Here is a 16894-nt window from a genome sequence, read left to right on the forward strand (position 1 = left end):
CAAAGACTACAAGGCACTGATTATCAATACAAAAAAAATTTAAAATCACTTTTTTAAAACTAATTCTATTTGTATTTTAAGTCTTTTAGAACCTTAAAAGCTTAGAATCTTTATCTGTAATTCTGATAAATTGGTAATTTCAAACCTACATACAAATTGCTTGCTTTTGACTTGTTTGAAAACAAATTCGAAATCAGCGAACCAGAACCTATAAACAACGGACCAGCTCTAAAACCAGTACCAACCTGCGTACCGCTGTATTCCATATACGTTACCGGAATATAAAAACTAAACTGTCTTGTTTCATATCGCGGCGTAAAAGTAACCGAATTAGCAATCGAAGTTCCGTTTATTTTTTTTGCATCGACTAAACTAAAATCGGTGCTTAGATTTAAGTAAAACTTTTGATCTATATTCCAGTCTAGATTTATGTGTAAAGCCGTTGGCAGATTTGCTTTTACTCCTTTTCTCGATGCTGTTTTGGTATAATTAGCATCAAAGAATTCAAAAATATCATCGGCATCATCAATATCATTTTGAGAAATACTTCCGGTTAAGTTATAAGTATTTTCTACAAGGTCTTTATAATTAATTTTTCCAATATCAGTTATCGATGCTGCAACTTTAAACTTGTATCGGTTTCCCATGCAGGTATGACAATTGGTTCTGTATTCATATGTAAAACCCAAATCGACTCCCACGCCTGCCGAAGTCATATCAAACTTTGGATCTTTGCCGTTTTCATAATCATAACTCGCAGCCGTTTTAAGCGTTCCTGTCGACGTATATTGACTCAAAGATGGATCAGCATCATTTTTAGTAAAAGCAACGCTTAGATTATTTCCGTTAATGTATCCGTTCACACCAGCCATAATATATTTTACCGTAATACCGCCTTTAATAAAATGATCATCGCGGTCTAACAAAACTGTTCCGTATGCAGCTCCAATTTCTGCCCATGAATTAGTAACCGCATTTGGGTTTCCGCCAGAAAATAAAAAGCTCTTAGAAACATCCTGATCTTTGTTTACCTCATCAACAAGTTCACCGTTTATTCCTACCAGATTGGTAATACTGCGCACTCTCGAATAAAGACCAACACTATGCAAAGGCGTAATATTAAGCATAAATGAAGGTCCCATAATATCCATATTAAAATTCCCTCTGTTGTTGGACTTAAAATTTTTTGTGGCATCTTTAGCCAAATCATAATTGCCGTCGAGAGCATCCATAAAATTTACGCCGTATAAATCGTTTTGTACGGTTCCGCTGGCCGAAAAAACAGTAACATCGGCCTTGTATTTCGAATCTACAACCGACGATGGATTAAATAAAACGCCCTGAATTCCGGCATAATTATCGTCCCGAAATCCGAAATACGATTGCGATCGCGCATAAAAAAAGCTTCCAAAGAAGCAAAGTAAAAGTAAAGTTCTCTTCATAATTTAGTCGTAATTGGTTGATTAGTACGGTAAATATGAGATAAAATATTTTTAAATAAAAATTGAAGCTTTCCAGATACACAATTACACAGTGCCAAAAATGAAAAGGTTTTATACTGAAAACAAATTGCAATTTTAAAAACACAGAACAAAATCTTACCGAATTAAAACAGCGTGTAGTATTGCCCTTAAATAAAACAAAAAAGCCGAACAAAAGTTCGGCTTTAATTTTTATATCGTTCTAAGAAAAAAACTTAGAAATAAAGTAAATTTAATATTGAATCCTAAGAAAAACCTGAAAACAAAGAAAACTCAGAATCTCAGAATCTTAGAAACTCAAAAATTAATACATTTCAGAAGCTTCTTTCAATTTCTCCATGTTGTTAACCAACTGAAGTTCGGCAACAATTTTTTGGATATCACCATTCATGATGTTTCCTAAATCGTAAAGCGTAAGACCAATTCTATGATCTGTTACACGGCCCTGTGCGTAATTGTAAGTACGAATTTTAGCCGAACGGTCTCCAGAACTTACCTGAGATGTACGTTTAGAAGCATCTTCTGCTTCTTTCTTCGCCAATTCCATTTCGTATAAACGAGAACGTAAAACGATCAAAGCTTTATCTTTATTCTTGTGCTGTGATTTCTGATCCTGACACTGCGCCACTAATCCGGTTGGAATGTGCGTTAAACGCACTGCCGATTTAGTCGTGTTTACAGATTGTCCTCCAGGTCCAGACGAACAGAAGAAATCTACACGAACATCGTTCATATCAATTTGTACGTCAAACTCCTCAGCTTCTGGTAAAACCATAACCGTAGCAGCCGATGTATGTACACGACCTTGAGTTTCTGTCTGCGGAACACGTTGTACACGGTGAACACCAGCTTCAAATTTTAAAGTTCCGTAAACATCTTCTCCCGAAACCTCAAAAATAACCTCTTTAAAACCTCCAGAAGTTCCTTCGTTCATATCTACAACAGAAGCTCTCCAGCCACGTGCCTCGCAATATTTAGTGTACATTCTATACAAATCTCCAGCAAAAATACTCGCTTCGTCTCCACCCGTTCCCGCGCGAATCTCCACCATAACATTTTTAGCATCTTCAGGATCTTTAGGAATCAGCATAAATTTGATTTCTTCCTCAAGCTGTGGTAAACGCTCTTTAGCTTCATCCAACTGCATTTTGGCCATTTCTACCATTTCAGCATCACTTCCGTCTGCAATGATTTCGTTAGCCTCGTCTATGTTTGCTAAAACTATAATGTATTCTTCTCTTTTGTCAACCAGAGCTTTAATACTTTTATACTCTTGGTTAAGCTGCACATAACGCTTTTGATCTGCAATAACATCCGGCTGAATAATCAAATCCGAAATCTCGTCAAAACGCTGCTTTACATATTGAAGTTTATCTAACATTGTATAATCCCTTTTATTTGGAGTGCAAAAGTACAAAATTTTTGTTGATTGTGAATTGTTTCTGGTTTTATGTTTTTTAGACTGTTATTTCAACACTTTTTTCTTAACATTTTTATTGTGTTTTTAAAAAATCAGGTGTTTTTACTTGGTTGTTTGTTAAAATTATAGTCGACGTTTGTTTTAACATTTTTTTTAAAGTATGTAGCTATTTAAGAATTGAATCAGATAATGGTTTTCCATAATGCAATTGATTTTAAAGAAGTTACTTTTAGCAAAATTTTTGAAACAAATAAAAGATATTTTTTTATCATGAAATTCAACAAAATAATATTCACATTTTTACTTTTATCGATTGGGTTCATAAATTATGCTCAAAAACCAAATTCTGATACTCGACAATTTATTGATAATGCGGAAATAACGCAGATAAATAAAGACTGGAATGTTAAAGCAGAATTTAAATCTGGACTGGGCGAAATCGTTTCTTTCTTTCCGGTTGAAGCAATTGATTTAAAATCAAATAAAAAAGTAAAATCCTTGCAAGTGGATATGACTGTTATATATCAACTTGCGGGAAGAAGTTATAATTATTTCAAATCTTCATGGATAGATCTAAACGAAGTTGAAGAATTTAAAGTTTTTTTAGAGCAATTTGTTATCCCCAATCTTAAAGATAAAACTGAAAATAAACAATCTGTTACTTATATTTTTAATTCTAGAGAAATTACGTTCAGCTTTAATATAGAAAAAAGTACCAGAAGAATTTCTATTTATTTAAAAGATAATGGTTCTACTGATTATGAGCATTATTTCTGGACGGAGTCACAAGTGAGTAAGCTTCCTGAATTACTTACGATGTTGAAAGAGATTAAATAAAACACAAACAGTCACAAATTATGAAAACTAATAATAAATAATTACTTAAAAAAATAACATATGGCAATTTACGGAGCAGGTTCTAAATGGGACGGAGATGAAATAAAAGAAGATTTTTTCTCAAATAATAATTATGTAATTGGATGGGATATAAACGATGCTCAAGATTTGTACAGTATGATTTCAACTATTAAGACGGGAGACATTATTTATTTAAAAGCCAATAGTCCAGGATCATATGATATTAGAGTTAAAGGAATTGGAATAGTTAAGAATTCACTTTTATTCGAAATATTTAAAAAAGAAATAGATTTATCAAGTTCAAGAAATAATTTCGAACTACCAGTAGAATGGATTCATAAAGACGAATTTATAATATCAATTCCAACTAGTATTGGAAAATTAACAAATATAAGAGCTGCTACTCTTTATGAGGAGTTTCTTCCTTTCGTGCAAACTGAAATAATAAAAAGGATATTACTCAAATTAAAATAATTATTAAATATTGACACACCACACGATGGCACGAGTGTCTCGCTCGTGAATTTCGATAAAATCAACTTCAATCATCTAATGCACGAGCGGGACGCTCTCGCCAGCGGAGGTTTTTACGCAGTGCAGAATTTAAATTAAATGCGATGTTTGTTTTGTTTTAAAACCAATAGAGATAGTAATTAATTATGAAAAAATATTTAATCATTTCACTTCTTACAATTGGAAGTATTACCATCAAAGCACAGACTTGTGAAGAAATAATGGAATTTGTTAAATCTAAAGATTACGGCACAACCTATACAAGTTATAATAGTGATGCAATTTCAAAAGTGACCTTTTATTCAATATATGTAGATTACAAAACTCTATATTTTGCTATCGTCTGCTTTAAAAAAAAATATTCTTATTCTTGTAACGAATATATATATCAGGTTGGTTCAGATACAAAATTTAACTATTCATATGAATATTATGATAGTGCAGGAAAAGCCTTCTGGAAATATATTCAACCATATAGTAAAATATTGGGATGTTCACCAAATTTTGAATAAATAAATATGATAATAATACACCCAGTATACCCCGCTGGCGCGAGCGTCCCGCTCGTGCACAAGACAAAGATTGAAATTGATTTTGATTGTGTTCACGAGCGGGACGCTCGCGCCAGCAGGAGTTTTTCAATAATTTATTAATTGAAATTGAAACGAATAGTCGTTGCGGTACGAAGTCGGGAGACTTCGCACAACGACAGAACCTAACCAAAATCTAAATGCAAAACATCGAAGAAGAAATAAAAAACCTAACGACGTTATTGTTTCAATTGGCAGATCATTGTTGCTGGAATACTCTTTCAAAAAACGTAGTGTTTATTATTTCTAATATTTCAGATGTAGAAAGTGAAATTTTTCCTAAACAGCGCGATTTAAGAAACAAACAAAATAAAAATAAAACTCCAAAAAGTTTTGAAGAAGCCATCGCCGACCTTAAAGAAATTTACGATTCGATTTACGACATCAATCTTTATGTTTATAAATCTGAAAAACGAAAAACAATCCTTGATATCAGATACTTTCTCAAAAGCAATCTCGATCCTGACTTTCTCAAAACAGTTGCAGATAATTCGCCATTGTTGCATTCTAAAATAGCACATCCTCCTTATCTAAGGAAAAATGAAAAATTTGACATTAATTGGGAATTAGGTGGCACGAGACATCATTGGAAGACGTTTTGGCGGAAAATGGAATTTAGAAAACTCTCTCAAACGAAATACAAATTATAGCCTAAAAAACTAATTCTAAAATTAACCCCACTCTACTAACTATTTCCTGATCGCTGTGCGAAGTTGGGAGACTTCCTCCGCTGGCGCTAGCGTCCCGCTCGTGCACAAGACATAGAGTGAAATTGATTTTGATTGTGTTCACGAGCGGGACGCTAGCGCCAGCAGAGGGAAAACTTTAAAAAAAATGCGCAAAAGTCTTTTTTCAAACTTTTGCGCATTTTCTTTTATATCATAAAAAAGAGAAAACTCTACTTCCCTCCTAATAATTTCTCTAAATATTCATTCTTATCCTTTTCTGCCTGAACCAAACGCTCATAAAGTTCTACAACTTTATTATTTGGTACGAAATTTTGAAACTTTTACAACTATAAATATTTCTCATTTTTAAGATTCAAATCTTTCAAAAGTTCACTAGAAGTTGTGTCAAGTGCATCAGCCATTCTAATCAACAGGTTTATTGTAATGCCCTGTTCATTTCTAAGAACCCTTCTTACTGTAGTTTCAGTACAGTTACTTGCTTTAGCGAAACTACTCTTATTTCCAGAATATTTCTCTAAGAAAAGTTTATAAATTCTATCGACTAATTCTACTTCTAATTTATCAATCGTCTTCATAAAACAAAGAAAAAGAAGTAACCTGATGAATTTTCAAAACAAATTCGACTTATAAGTCGAATTTGTATATATTTGTAAGAAAATATCGAATGAAACGATAATTAATTTAAAACTACAAGCCATGACAGAAAACCGTATACAACTAACTCATTTTTTAGAAACCGCTGGTAAAAAACATTATTTCACCAAATTAGAACCAGATCAAGCAATCGATACCTCGCTAACAACCCGTTTTAAAATAGACACTTATACCGAATTAATGCTTACCATTACTTCGCTCATTAGAACCAGTATTGCTATTCTTAGAAGTGAAGAATACAATTCTGGAAACGATGCCGCGCTTTTACTCGAAATGGCAAAAAATCTTCTTCCAGACGACGAAATGGAACTTCTCGACGACTTGTATTCTATTTTGTAAATACCTTAAAACATTACAAATAAAACGTTTAGAGGATGTTTTAAAATCTTGATGTGTTTTACTTTATGGAAATTATTTTTTAAAAATTCTGCTGTCACATTTATCATTATTTAAAAACAATCAAAATGAACCAACTAAAAGCCAAAACCAATGTCACTACAAGTCCAAAGCATTATAAAAATTGGTAAAACGACAATAACCAATTTCAGCAATTTAAAAATAGAGCAAAAAATTCATGATCACCATACTTTTTCGGTAGAAATTCGTCAGGATTTACTCGTAAACGAACTCGACAGCGTAATGCCGTTTTCGCAGCAACTATACGGCGAAAAAGTAAGTATCGAAATAAAACCTATTTCCGGCATTGAGGATTTACTAATTATAAAAGATCCCAAAGATTATCTTTTTCAGTTTTACGGTGTAGTAACCCAATTAAAACTTCAAAAATCGCGAACAGAAGATATCGAAGAAACAATTATTGTAATGGGGCACAGCACATCGATACTGCTCGAAAATGAATCTCAATGCAATTCGTTTAAACAAATGCCGCTTCGGGATATTGTGAGCAAAGTAAAATCTGGTTACAATTTAGATTTTGATCTTCAGCCGTTTTTTCACGACAATCTGGCCTATACGGTTCAGTACAACGAAAGCGATTTTAAATTCTTAAACCGACTCGCAAAACGATACGGACAATGGTTTTATTACAACGGCCGCGTTTTTGTTTTTGGCAGTCAGGGCAGTCTTGGCGCAAATCCGCATTTAGTGTACGGCATAAATATGAGCGATTTTAAATTCAAGATGAAATTAGTGCCTTGTTTGTTTACAATTGTAGAAAACGATAACCGAAAAGGCAGTTATACCAGAGATCAAACAATAAACTACCGCAAGGAAGTCGACGGATATCATCAAAACTTTATCAATAAATCAAATGCTTTTTTTAATACTGAATCTCTAATTCAGCTCAATCAAAATTCGGCAGGCGGCCACGCAAAAAGTACAGCAGAAGAATATGCCAAAAATAAAATGCGTTCCATTATAAGCCGTATGGCTCAAATAAAAGCTTCGAGCGAGGTTCCCGGCATAACGCTTGGCAACACCGTTACCATAAAAGGTGTCGACAAACATTTAGAAACTTCGTATACTGTAACTCAGATTACCCATATTTGCGATGACAGCGGTACTTATGAAAATCATTTTACGGCCATAAACTTTAGCGGTTCTGTTTTTTCGCCCCAAACAAATCCAGATTTAGTGCCATTTTGTATAAGCCAGACCGCCGTTGTAACCGCAAACGCAGATCCGGACGGACTTAGCGCCGTACAGGTGCAAATGCCGTGGCAGGTACTAAAAGGCGAAACAACACCCTATATTCCGCTATTGCAAAACTACGGCGGCAGCAACAGAGGAAGTCATATTATACCCGAAATTGGCGATACTGTTTTTGTAGATTTTCAGGGCAATAATGCCGAACTGCCCATTGTATTGGGCATCATGACCAGCGATACTCAAAAAAGCGGATACAGTACAGCAAATAATGATATAAAAGCACTGCACACCCGCAGTAACAACCGTTTACTAATGAACGATTTAGAAGGCAGTATTTTGCTTGAAGATGCAAGCAAAACCTTTTTGAAAATGGACGGAAACCGAGGCGCAGAAATTAATACCGATGTACTCAAAATCAATGTAAAAAAGATCATTATAAACGCAACAGAAAGTACAGAAATTATAACAAACGATTATATACTAAATGCGTTGAGCCAGATTTATGTTTTTAGCAAAACCATGAGCCAGAAAATATCCGGTTTTATGAACTTGTTTAGCGGCTCTGCACTTATAAACAGCGGTGATAAAATCGATATTGAAGCAAAAACTGCCAAACTGCACGGCACACAAAAAGCATTGATACACTCAGATCAGGAAGCGGTAATAAACAGTAAAGGCACAGCCAAAATGCGTGCAGACAAAGGCACAAGCCATAGTAATATTGCCAAAAAAGTAGAGTGTTCTAATGCAGAATATATTGCATTGGCAATGGTTTATTTTAGACCAATGGGAAACTGGAACGGAGAATACGGTTTTGACTGGATGAGAGAAAAAGATAACAACTTTTTTAACGAACAAAATTACGAATCGATTATAACAGGTGGTTACAAAGACGGAAAAGAGGATTTAACAGCTCAAGAAGCCTACGAAAAGCTGAAACTCGAATATGAAGTTATTCCCATTCAAAGAAAAACTTTACCAAACGAAACAAAATATGCCCCAGCAGAATATTTTGTTCCTTATTTAACCTTATTTTCTAAAGAATTTGTAACCACTAAACTTGCTTTGGCTAAAAAGAAACCTTGTTTTGAGGCAGAACTTGACATACTATTAGACATCGAAACAGATTTAGACCAGCTTAAATTTGAGTACGATAAAACCTTGTTTGAACTTAGCCTTACCGTTCTCGATAAGAAAAACAAAACCAATGGTTTACAGCCTATCAGCACAAAAATAAAAATTACCTGCCTCAAAGATTTAGACACCAATAAGGAAATTTGCATTTATGCCTACCCAAAAGGCAGTATGGCAAAAACGGCTTCGGAAAGATTATTGGCGCGAAAACTGGCAGGAAAAATAATGGTTCTTAAAAATGATGAAACGGTAAGGAAGGAAGAAAAAATAGTGTTGGTAAATGTTAAAACAAGTCTTGACCCATTCAGTTTTGAAAAAAGAAAGTTCAAAGATAGGGAAAAAAACAATCTCTATAATATGATACATCAGGCATTGGTTATTCCTGTGATAGAAGAATCTTCTACAGTTCTTGACTTATCGAATGTTACTGAATTTAAACATGGCGGGATTTATATTGATGAAAAAAATCAATTAAAGAAGATAAAACAATCAGTAATAAAAACGCAGCAAATGCTTCAGTTAATCAAGAATTTATATCTAGACGATAAACGTAATGAAATCTACAAGACAGAAAACTATTTTACGATTTTTAATACACTGCTTATACCTGATTATATTACAACCAAAGGTTTTGTGGAAGATGTTGGGATTCGTAACGTTATCATTTTTGAAAATAGAAACGAAACCACCCTGACTCATGAAATAATACACGGTCTAGGGATATACCATACACATAAAGATTATAAAATTATTCCATACTCAAACCAAAAATTTACTTTCAAAGAAGAATCAACAACAAACATTTTGAGCTATGCCGGAACAAGAATAAGTTCCTGGAAATGGCAATGGCAAATTATAAACTCAAATATTAATAATAAATGAAATATTTATTGATACTATCATTTTTATTGAATCTAAACAATAATTACTGTCAAAAAACAAATAAAATAGAAACTCAACAAACTAAAAATGATCCTATGAAAACTTTTGATATAAATCTTTATAAAGATTGGAAGCTTAACCCAGAATACAGTATGTCTAATGATGCTAATTATTGTCTCATGAAAGGAAATGATAGAGTTTATATTGAAATTGAAAATAAAACAATAATGGTAATAAAAAGGAACATTAATAGTCAATATGCATATAGATATGATTACTATGCGAAAACAAAAACAATACAATCTTTTGGCACTGGATTTTGTAACATAAAAATTGGTAAATGGAAATATTATAATGATATAGGTGATTTAATTGAAGAACAAGACACAGATATACCTTATAAATTCTCTGTTTCTAATTTAATAGAGAAATTTAAAAATGATTTCAATATAGATATTGAAAACCCAGAAATTGTATTCAATTTATGCAGATATGAAGAAAAACAATTTTTAAATATTCCAATTTATGATATTGGTATAAATAAATACGGTACTAATGATACTGATTTTTATTTAATAGATGGAAATACAGGTAAGACATTGTTTTGTATTACACTTAAAGAAGGAGATGAAATAAGTCCTCTTCATGAATATCAAGAAAAGATAAGAAAACAAAAAGAAGAAGACAACGCCTACTTCAATACCTATAAAGGCAAAGATTACACAAAAGCAGAGTGGGAAATTTTTAAAGAACAACATTACAAGGAATATGAAAGGAAAAAAGAAAGCAAAGGTTTTTGGCATGATCTCTTTAAAAAACATGACGAGTAGTTTTAATATTTCTGAAAAAATGAAACTATTACTTATTCTGTTTTTGTTTTTAGTTTGTTTTCATGGTAACAGTCAGCAGAAAAAAGAAACCACTGTTTTTAACGAAATAAAAATAGATACCATGAAAATTTTAGATTTAAATATATATAGAGACTGGGAAGTAGATTTAACATATATGCAAATCCCTGAAATCAAATATTTAAAAAAAGGAAATGAAAGAATTAGTATAATTTCAACTGATAGAGTAATACAGGTAACAAGAAGTAATATCAACAATCCTTATAAATATATCTCTGTATACGATGTTAAAACTAAAGTAATACAAGTTCTTGGGGTACGCTTTAAGTCAATGTCAATTGGAACATCAACTTACTATGATGATAACGGCATAAAAACTAAAGAAATTCAAAATGAAAAGCCCTATAAATTTTCTCTAACCGATATGATTGAAAAATTTAAAACAGAATACAGTTTGGATATAGAAAACCCAAAGGTGCTTTATGACATAAATAGATTCATAGGAAAGACAGAGTTGAAAATACCTCTTTATGAAGTTAGTATACGAGAAGATTTTCCTTATGTGTGTACCTCTTACTTGATAGATGGAAATACAGGTAAAACATTGTATTCGATTAAGATGGATGAAATTGAACCAAAAAGTGTTCTGCATGAATATTTTAAAATATTAAAAAAACAGGAAGAAGAAGACAACGCCTATTTCAATACCTACAAAGGCAAAGATTACACAAAAGCAGAGTGGGAAATTTTTAAAGAACAACATTACAAGGAATATGAAAGGAAAAAAGAAAGCAAAGGTTTTTGGCATGATCTCTTTAAAAAACATGACGAGTAGTTTTAATATTTCTGAAAAAATGAAACAATTACTTATTCTGTTTTTGTTTTTAGTTTGTTTTCATGGTAACAGTCAACAGAAAATAGAAACCGTTTTTAACGAAATTAAAAGAGATACTATGAAAATTTTAGATTTAGATATTTATAAAGATTGGAAAGTAGATTTAAAATACGTACAAATACCTGAAATGAGATCTTTAACAAATGGAAATGAAAGGGTTAGTATAATATCTGATGACAAAATGATCCAAATAACCAGAAGTAATATCAACAATCTTTATAAACAGATCTCTGTCTACAATGCCAAAACTAAAATAATACAAGGATTGTTAGTACGATTTAAATCTATGGCAATTGGAAAATCAAACATTTATGACGACAACGGAATAAAAACTAATGAGATTGACAATGATGGACCTTATAAATTTTCTATAGCTGATATGATTAAAAAATTTAAAACAGAATACAATTTGGATATAGAAAATCCAAAGGTACTTTACAGCATAAGCAGATATGTGGAAAAAAAGAAACTAAATATGCCATTCTACGAAGTAGACATAAGAGAAGATTTTCCATATATCTGTACTTCATATTTAATAAATGGTAATACAGGTAAAACTTTATACTCGGTCAGGCTTCAACAAGGTGATTTAATAGATCCTCTGGAAGAATATTTTAAAATATTAAAAAAACAGGAAGAAGAAGACAACGCCTACTTCAATACCTACAAAGGCAAAGATTACACAAAAGCAGAGTGGGAAATTTTTAAAGAACAGCATTATAAGGAATATGAAAGGAAAAAAGAAAGCAAAGGTTTTTGGCATGATCTCTTTAAAAAACACGATGAGTAGTTTTAATATTTCTGAAAAAATGAAGCAATTACTTATTCTGTTTTTGTTTTTAGTTTGTTTTCATGGTAACAGTCAACAGAAAATAGAAACTACTGTTTTTAACGAGATTAAAAATGATCCTATGAAAACTTTTGATATAAATTTTTATAAAGATTGGGAACTTAATCCAGAATACAGTATGTCTATTAATACCAATAACCATTTGATGAAAGGAAACGAGAGATTATATTTTTCATTTAGAGATAAAACAATTGTAGTGATAAAAAGTAATATCAATACCCAATATATCTATAAGTATGACTATTACGAGAAAACAAAAACAATACAATCTTTTGGCACTGCATTTTGTAACGTAAAAATTGGCAAGTGGAGTTACTATAATGAAATGGGAAATTTGATTGAAGAACAGGACATGGATAAACCTTATAAATTCTCTGTTTCTAATTTAATAGAGAAATTTAAAAATGATTACGATATAGATATAGAAAACCCAGAAATTGTATTCAATTTATGTAGATATGAAGAAAAACAATTTTTAAATATTCCAATCTATGATATTGGTATAAATAAATACGGTACTAATGATACTGATTTCTATTTAATAGATGGAAATACAGGCAATACATTGTTTTGTATTACACTTAAAGAAGGAGATGAAATAAGCCCTCTTCATGAATATCAAAAAGTAATAGAAAATGAAAGCAAAGGCTTTTAGCATAATTTGTTTAAAAAACCACAAACCCAACAATTAAACTCTAAATCATGCCCGAAAAACTAACCGAAAAAGCTGTTTTACTTTGCGATAAAGGAGCAAAAACCAGTCAGTTAAAAGTAACGAGTCAGGATTTTTGCAAAGCAGAAGATAAACTAATTGCCACAGAAAACGACAAACAGCCAGAAACCAATATTCCAAATTTTGGTTCGTGCAGTATTACACGCTATAGCTGCGCGCCCTCGCCTGTTCGATGGCAAAAAACAGCAGAAAAAGACCGTATTAATGATTATAAAATCCTTACTACAGAGTCTGTTTGTCAATGTGCTACAGGCGGAAAAATAACCGTAAAGCATAAAGGATACCAAGAAAAACACGAAGTTTTTTAAACCACAGGTAGTTTGTTTTAAAAACAAAAAAACATCCCTTAAAGAAATTCTTTTCGGGATGTTTTAAATCTTAAGCAAAAACTAAATTATGCTGCAACACATTCCATATTTTTTTCTTCCATAATCTGCATATCGATTATTTTCTGGGCGATCGTTCCTCTTTCAAATAAACGGATGAATTTAAAAACAGCACTCACAAAATATCCGGGATTTGAAACTAATCTCGCGATTTCGGTTATTCTTTGATCTCTTAACTGCGCACAGGCTTCTCTTTCATTTTCGGGAACAGCCACAAATTCATTAGCAAATTTCCAGGCTCCGTTTCTTGCGGTTTCCATACTGAAATCGATAAAGAAAGTATCTATTTTTCCCGTAAATTTTAGAATCCACGTAAGGGTTGGCCAAATTTTGATTAAGCATTTTTCGACACCGCCAACCAAACTACTCAAAATGGAGTTTATTTTGTCGAAATCATGTTGTAAATCGGCTATGTCTTCTACCGTACAAACTTCTGCCGAGGCTATTCCTAAATCAAGATTTATATGTGCGTTCATACCCAGCAATAAATGCTGGAGCACTATTGGCCAAAATTTATCGGCTTGCTCAAAGGCAAATCCCCAGCATTCAGATGGTTTTTCTTTGGCCTCATATTCATAATACGCTTTTAAGTAACGATTGGCAAAAGTAACATCGAGTTTTTCCATTCGTTCACCATTTTGAAAAGCCCCATCCTGAATACCTTGTTTTACTTTTACAGTAACTTCGCGATACAAAATCGCAAACAATCCTAAATTGCTTTGGTCAATTTTTGATTTTTCGATTATTTCATCCAGAAACAAAATTACTTCGTTAATATTTTGTGCTTGTTTCATATTCATTATTAATTGGTTATGGTTAATTTGAGAAGAACGAATATAATTATTTTAATCTTTCGATGAACTTTTTTTGAAGCAATTATCTTACGCATTTTGTTTTTAAGCGGAAAAACTTTCTTGGATTGTTTCATGTAAAACCAAAATTGTCAAACGTTCCTACGAAACGTAAAATCATTATGCTCATTTTTTTTAACCAACGAAATGTTCCTCTGGAAAATCGATTTCTACAAAAAGGTAATTTAATTATAGATGACATGTAAAATGTTTCTCTGGAGCATATTTTTCTATTTTTTTCATAGGAACATTTCGTTAACGGTTTGCTGCAACGTTCCATAAGGACGTTTGAAAACTCATAAAAAAAACATCCCTTAAAAAAATCTCTTTTCGGGATGTTTTTAAATTTAAAACAGAAATGAATTAAGCTTCCTCTTCTACTTTTAATATTTCTAATTTTAGATTTCCTTTTTTGGCCGGCCATTCTACCACGTCGCCAACTTTGTAACCTATCATAGCAATTCCTTCATCTGAAAGAACCGAAACTTTATTTTTACTGGCTTTTGCTTTTTCGGGACCAACCAAAAGAATTGTTTTTTCTTCGTTATTAACGTGGTTTTTGTACGTTACTTTTCGGTTTATGGAAACAATATCTTCCGGAAGATTTTTTCTTAATACCTGAGAGGCATTTTTTAATTCGCCCAATAAAAGTTCTTCTTCCTGAGGTGTTACTTTTTTTCTTCTTACGTGATCTTTAATTAAATCGTATGTTCCTGTTGTTAAAATTATATTTTGTGACATGACTTTCTTCTTTGCTTCATATTATTCAGATACAATAAAAAACTCTTCGCTAAATACGAGGCGTTCTATCTCATTCGGCGATATTGTTGGCTGAATAAAATTGAAAATTAATAACGAACTATTGGTAACTGTAAAATCCCTGCCTAGAGCTGTGACAGGGCAAAATGAATAAACTCTTTTGAGCTTTTTAAGAAAGTATCGTCATGCAAATACAGTAATGCGCTCATTAAGCACATTAAAGAACTATTTACTAAATAAAAATTTGCAGTGACCATTGTATTATATCTAATATTGTTGCAAGATACGGCATTTTTTTCTTACAAAAATGTTAAACTATAAGAAGCAATTCTTATTTATCAGATTGAAGATAAAACTGATGCAAATCATCCAAGAGTTCCATTTCTTCTTCTGGCAAAAGCTGTAAAGCAATTTCAAGCAGCGTCATTACATTAACATCATCTTTCACAACAGACATGCTTCGGGTTTCTTTATTTAGCAGAATAATACTTGCTTTTAAAAGTTCTGTAACCATTAAGTTTAATTCGTTGTAACCTGAAACTTTTAACGGTACAGTAAACGAATTTCTCTCATTATTATCTGGTTTTAGTTTTTTGAAATCTTTTCCTTTATTAATTAGTTCAAAAATTTTAGCGGTTTGTTCTGTGTGATTTAGTTTCATATCTAAAATGAATTTATTTTCAAATTGAAAACAAATATAAATAAAAAACAGTTGCAAACAACCGATTACTTACAATCATACAAAAACAATCTATTACTTGTAATTTCATTTCTATGAAAAGAACAAGAAAAAGTGAAGTTCCAGAAGTTGTAAAACAATTAGGAATTAAAATAAAAGACATAATTGAAAGTAATCAATTAAAACAAAGAGAAGTCGCTCATGATGCGGAAATGGATGTAGAAAATTTAAGAAAGTACATTAAAGGCTCTCAGGAAATGAAAATAAGTACTTTGTTTAAAATTGCTCAGGCATTACAAGTTCATCCAAGCGAATTAATCAAAAATTTATAAGAAAAGATCGTAATAAATCAAACCATGGAAAACTTCGACTGGACTTCATTTTCAAAAAAAATAGCTGTGAAAGCGAGACTTTCTGATATTTATAATGCCTGGACAAAAGCAGGTGAATTAGAAAAATGGTTTCTGGAGAAAGTGATATTTTTTAATTCAAATGAAGAAGAAATAAATAAAGACCAAAACGTTGTAAATAATAGTACTTACGAATGGTTTTGGTATTTATACGATGATTCTATGAAAGGAAAAATTGTTTCTGCCAACGGAAAAGATCATTTACAATTCACTTTTGAAGGAACTTGTCTGGTAGATATAAACTTAAGCGAAAGCAATGGTTATACTATAGTAGAACTTCGGCACCATAATATCCCGACTGATGATAATTCAAAAAAATATATTCGATTGGGATGTTCAAACGGCTGGCATTTTTATTTAACGAATCTAAAATCAGTTTACGAAGGAGGTTTGGATTTGCGAAATAAGGATAATAATTTAAACCCGATGATTAATAATTAGAATAACATATTTTATTGTAATTATTAATCATGAGATTCCAAAAACAAACATAAAAAACTTAGCTGCTTAGTATCTTAGTCCCGAAGCTTCGGGATAGCTGCTCTTTATACTAATACAAACTTTATCAGTTTCATACCCAAATATGACGGACTTATGACATTTTTTTTGTAGTCAGTTTCTTAATTATCTACTTTCAGTCATTCAAAAAGAAAT

19 protein-coding genes and 1 pseudogene are annotated in these 16894 nt (G+C 31.9%); 13 read left to right on the forward strand and 7 right to left on the reverse strand.

Annotation, left to right across the window (positions count from 1 at the left end):
* Positions 1-110: 110 nt before the first annotated feature.
* Both ABD859_RS13580 and prfA read right to left on the reverse strand, forming a co-directional pair.
* Entirely contained in the window at positions 111-1442 is a 1332-nt protein-coding gene (locus tag ABD859_RS13580) for a DUF5723 family protein (protein WP_345145136.1), read from the reverse strand.
* Between the two features lie 343 nt (positions 1443-1785).
* Positions 1786-2862: a peptide chain release factor 1 gene (gene prfA / locus ABD859_RS13585; RefSeq protein WP_345145137.1), complete on the reverse strand. Its 1077-nt coding sequence runs from the start codon at positions 2860-2862 to the stop codon at positions 1786-1788.
* A 309-nt stretch (positions 2863-3171) separates the two neighbouring features.
* On the opposite strand from prfA, the gene ABD859_RS13590 reads away from it, so the two are divergent.
* From ABD859_RS13590 to ABD859_RS13605, 4 genes are all read left to right on the forward strand, one after another.
* Positions 3172-3738, forward strand: a complete 567-nt coding sequence (locus ABD859_RS13590; protein ID WP_345145139.1) for a hypothetical protein — start codon at positions 3172-3174, stop codon at positions 3736-3738.
* A gap of 60 nt (positions 3739-3798) precedes the next feature.
* On the forward strand, positions 3799-4233 hold the full coding sequence (locus ABD859_RS13595; RefSeq protein WP_345145140.1) for a hypothetical protein: 435 nt from the start codon (positions 3799-3801) through the stop codon (positions 4231-4233).
* A 185-nt stretch (positions 4234-4418) separates the two neighbouring features.
* Positions 4419-4784, forward strand: a complete 366-nt coding sequence (locus ABD859_RS13600) for a hypothetical protein (RefSeq protein ID WP_345145142.1) — start codon at positions 4419-4421, stop codon at positions 4782-4784.
* A gap of 218 nt (positions 4785-5002) precedes the next feature.
* Positions 5003-5512 carry a hypothetical protein gene (locus tag ABD859_RS13605; protein ID WP_345145143.1) on the forward strand — a complete coding sequence of 170 codons (510 nt, stop codon included), beginning with the start codon at positions 5003-5005 and terminating at the stop codon, positions 5510-5512.
* Positions 5513-5760: 248 nt separating this feature from the next.
* On the opposite strand, the pseudogene ABD859_RS24170 reads toward ABD859_RS13605, so the two are convergent.
* Together ABD859_RS24170 and ABD859_RS13610 are read right to left on the reverse strand one after the other, a co-directional pair.
* Positions 5761-5859, reverse strand: a pseudogene (locus ABD859_RS24170) (transcriptional regulator); the annotation flags it as partial.
* Positions 5860-5877: 18 nt separating this feature from the next.
* Positions 5878-6126 carry a helix-turn-helix domain-containing protein gene (locus ABD859_RS13610; RefSeq protein WP_345145145.1) on the reverse strand — a complete coding sequence of 83 codons (249 nt, stop codon included), beginning with the start codon at positions 6124-6126 and terminating at the stop codon, positions 5878-5880.
* A 121-nt stretch (positions 6127-6247) separates the two neighbouring features.
* On the opposite strand from ABD859_RS13610, the gene ABD859_RS13615 reads away from it, so the two are divergent.
* The 7 genes from ABD859_RS13615 to ABD859_RS13645 all read left to right on the forward strand — a co-directional run bounded on the left by ABD859_RS13615 (position 6248) and on the right by ABD859_RS13645 (position 13463).
* Positions 6248-6544, forward strand: coding sequence for a hypothetical protein (locus ABD859_RS13615; protein ID WP_345145147.1), 297 nt, complete (start codon positions 6248-6250; stop codon positions 6542-6544).
* Positions 6545-6694: 150 nt separating this feature from the next.
* On the forward strand, positions 6695-9829 hold the full coding sequence (locus ABD859_RS13620) for a type VI secretion system Vgr family protein (RefSeq protein ID WP_345145148.1): 3135 nt from the start codon (positions 6695-6697) through the stop codon (positions 9827-9829).
* A gap of 95 nt (positions 9830-9924) precedes the next feature.
* Positions 9925-10659: a hypothetical protein gene (locus tag ABD859_RS13625; protein WP_345145149.1), complete on the forward strand. Its 735-nt coding sequence runs from the start codon at positions 9925-9927 to the stop codon at positions 10657-10659.
* Positions 10598-11512, forward strand: coding sequence for a hypothetical protein (locus ABD859_RS13630; protein WP_345145151.1), 915 nt, complete (start codon positions 10598-10600; stop codon positions 11510-11512). The genes ABD859_RS13625 and ABD859_RS13630 overlap by 62 nt, the downstream gene beginning before the upstream one ends.
* Positions 11513-11531: 19 nt before the next feature.
* Complete coding sequence (locus ABD859_RS13635; protein WP_345145152.1) at positions 11532-12362, forward strand: hypothetical protein; 831 nt, start codon at positions 11532-11534, stop codon at positions 12360-12362.
* A 19-nt stretch (positions 12363-12381) separates the two neighbouring features.
* Complete coding sequence (locus ABD859_RS13640) at positions 12382-13077, forward strand: hypothetical protein (RefSeq protein ID WP_345145154.1); 696 nt, start codon at positions 12382-12384, stop codon at positions 13075-13077.
* Positions 13078-13124: 47 nt separating this feature from the next.
* A complete protein-coding gene (locus ABD859_RS13645; RefSeq protein WP_345145156.1) occupies positions 13125-13463 on the forward strand; it encodes a DUF4280 domain-containing protein in 339 nt (112 codons plus the stop codon).
* Between the two features lie 86 nt (positions 13464-13549).
* On the opposite strand, the gene ABD859_RS13650 is transcribed toward ABD859_RS13645, so the two are convergent.
* From ABD859_RS13650 to ABD859_RS13660, 3 genes are all read right to left on the reverse strand, one after another.
* A complete protein-coding gene (locus ABD859_RS13650) occupies positions 13550-14335 on the reverse strand; it encodes a DUF5995 family protein (protein WP_345145158.1) in 786 nt (261 codons plus the stop codon).
* A gap of 420 nt (positions 14336-14755) precedes the next feature.
* A complete protein-coding gene (locus tag ABD859_RS13655) occupies positions 14756-15133 on the reverse strand; it encodes a GreA/GreB family elongation factor (RefSeq protein WP_345145160.1) in 378 nt (125 codons plus the stop codon).
* Positions 15134-15482: 349 nt separating this feature from the next.
* Complete coding sequence (locus ABD859_RS13660) at positions 15483-15812, reverse strand: hypothetical protein (RefSeq protein WP_345145162.1); 330 nt, start codon at positions 15810-15812, stop codon at positions 15483-15485.
* A gap of 113 nt (positions 15813-15925) precedes the next feature.
* On the opposite strand from ABD859_RS13660, the gene ABD859_RS13665 reads away from it, so the two are divergent.
* Positions 15926-16162 (forward strand): helix-turn-helix domain-containing protein, encoded by a 237-nt coding sequence (locus ABD859_RS13665; protein ID WP_345145164.1) that lies wholly within the window; start codon positions 15926-15928, stop codon positions 16160-16162.
* A 24-nt stretch (positions 16163-16186) separates the two neighbouring features.
* The gene (locus ABD859_RS13670) at positions 16187-16681 is read left to right on the forward strand and encodes an SRPBCC family protein (protein ID WP_345145166.1); all 495 of its coding nucleotides are present in this window, start codon (positions 16187-16189) and stop codon (positions 16679-16681) included.
* Positions 16682-16894: the final 213 nt, after the last annotated feature.

It is taken from the genome of Flavobacterium ginsengiterrae (assembly GCF_039539785.1).
GTDB classification, from domain to species: domain Bacteria; phylum Bacteroidota; class Bacteroidia; order Flavobacteriales; family Flavobacteriaceae; genus Flavobacterium; species Flavobacterium ginsengiterrae.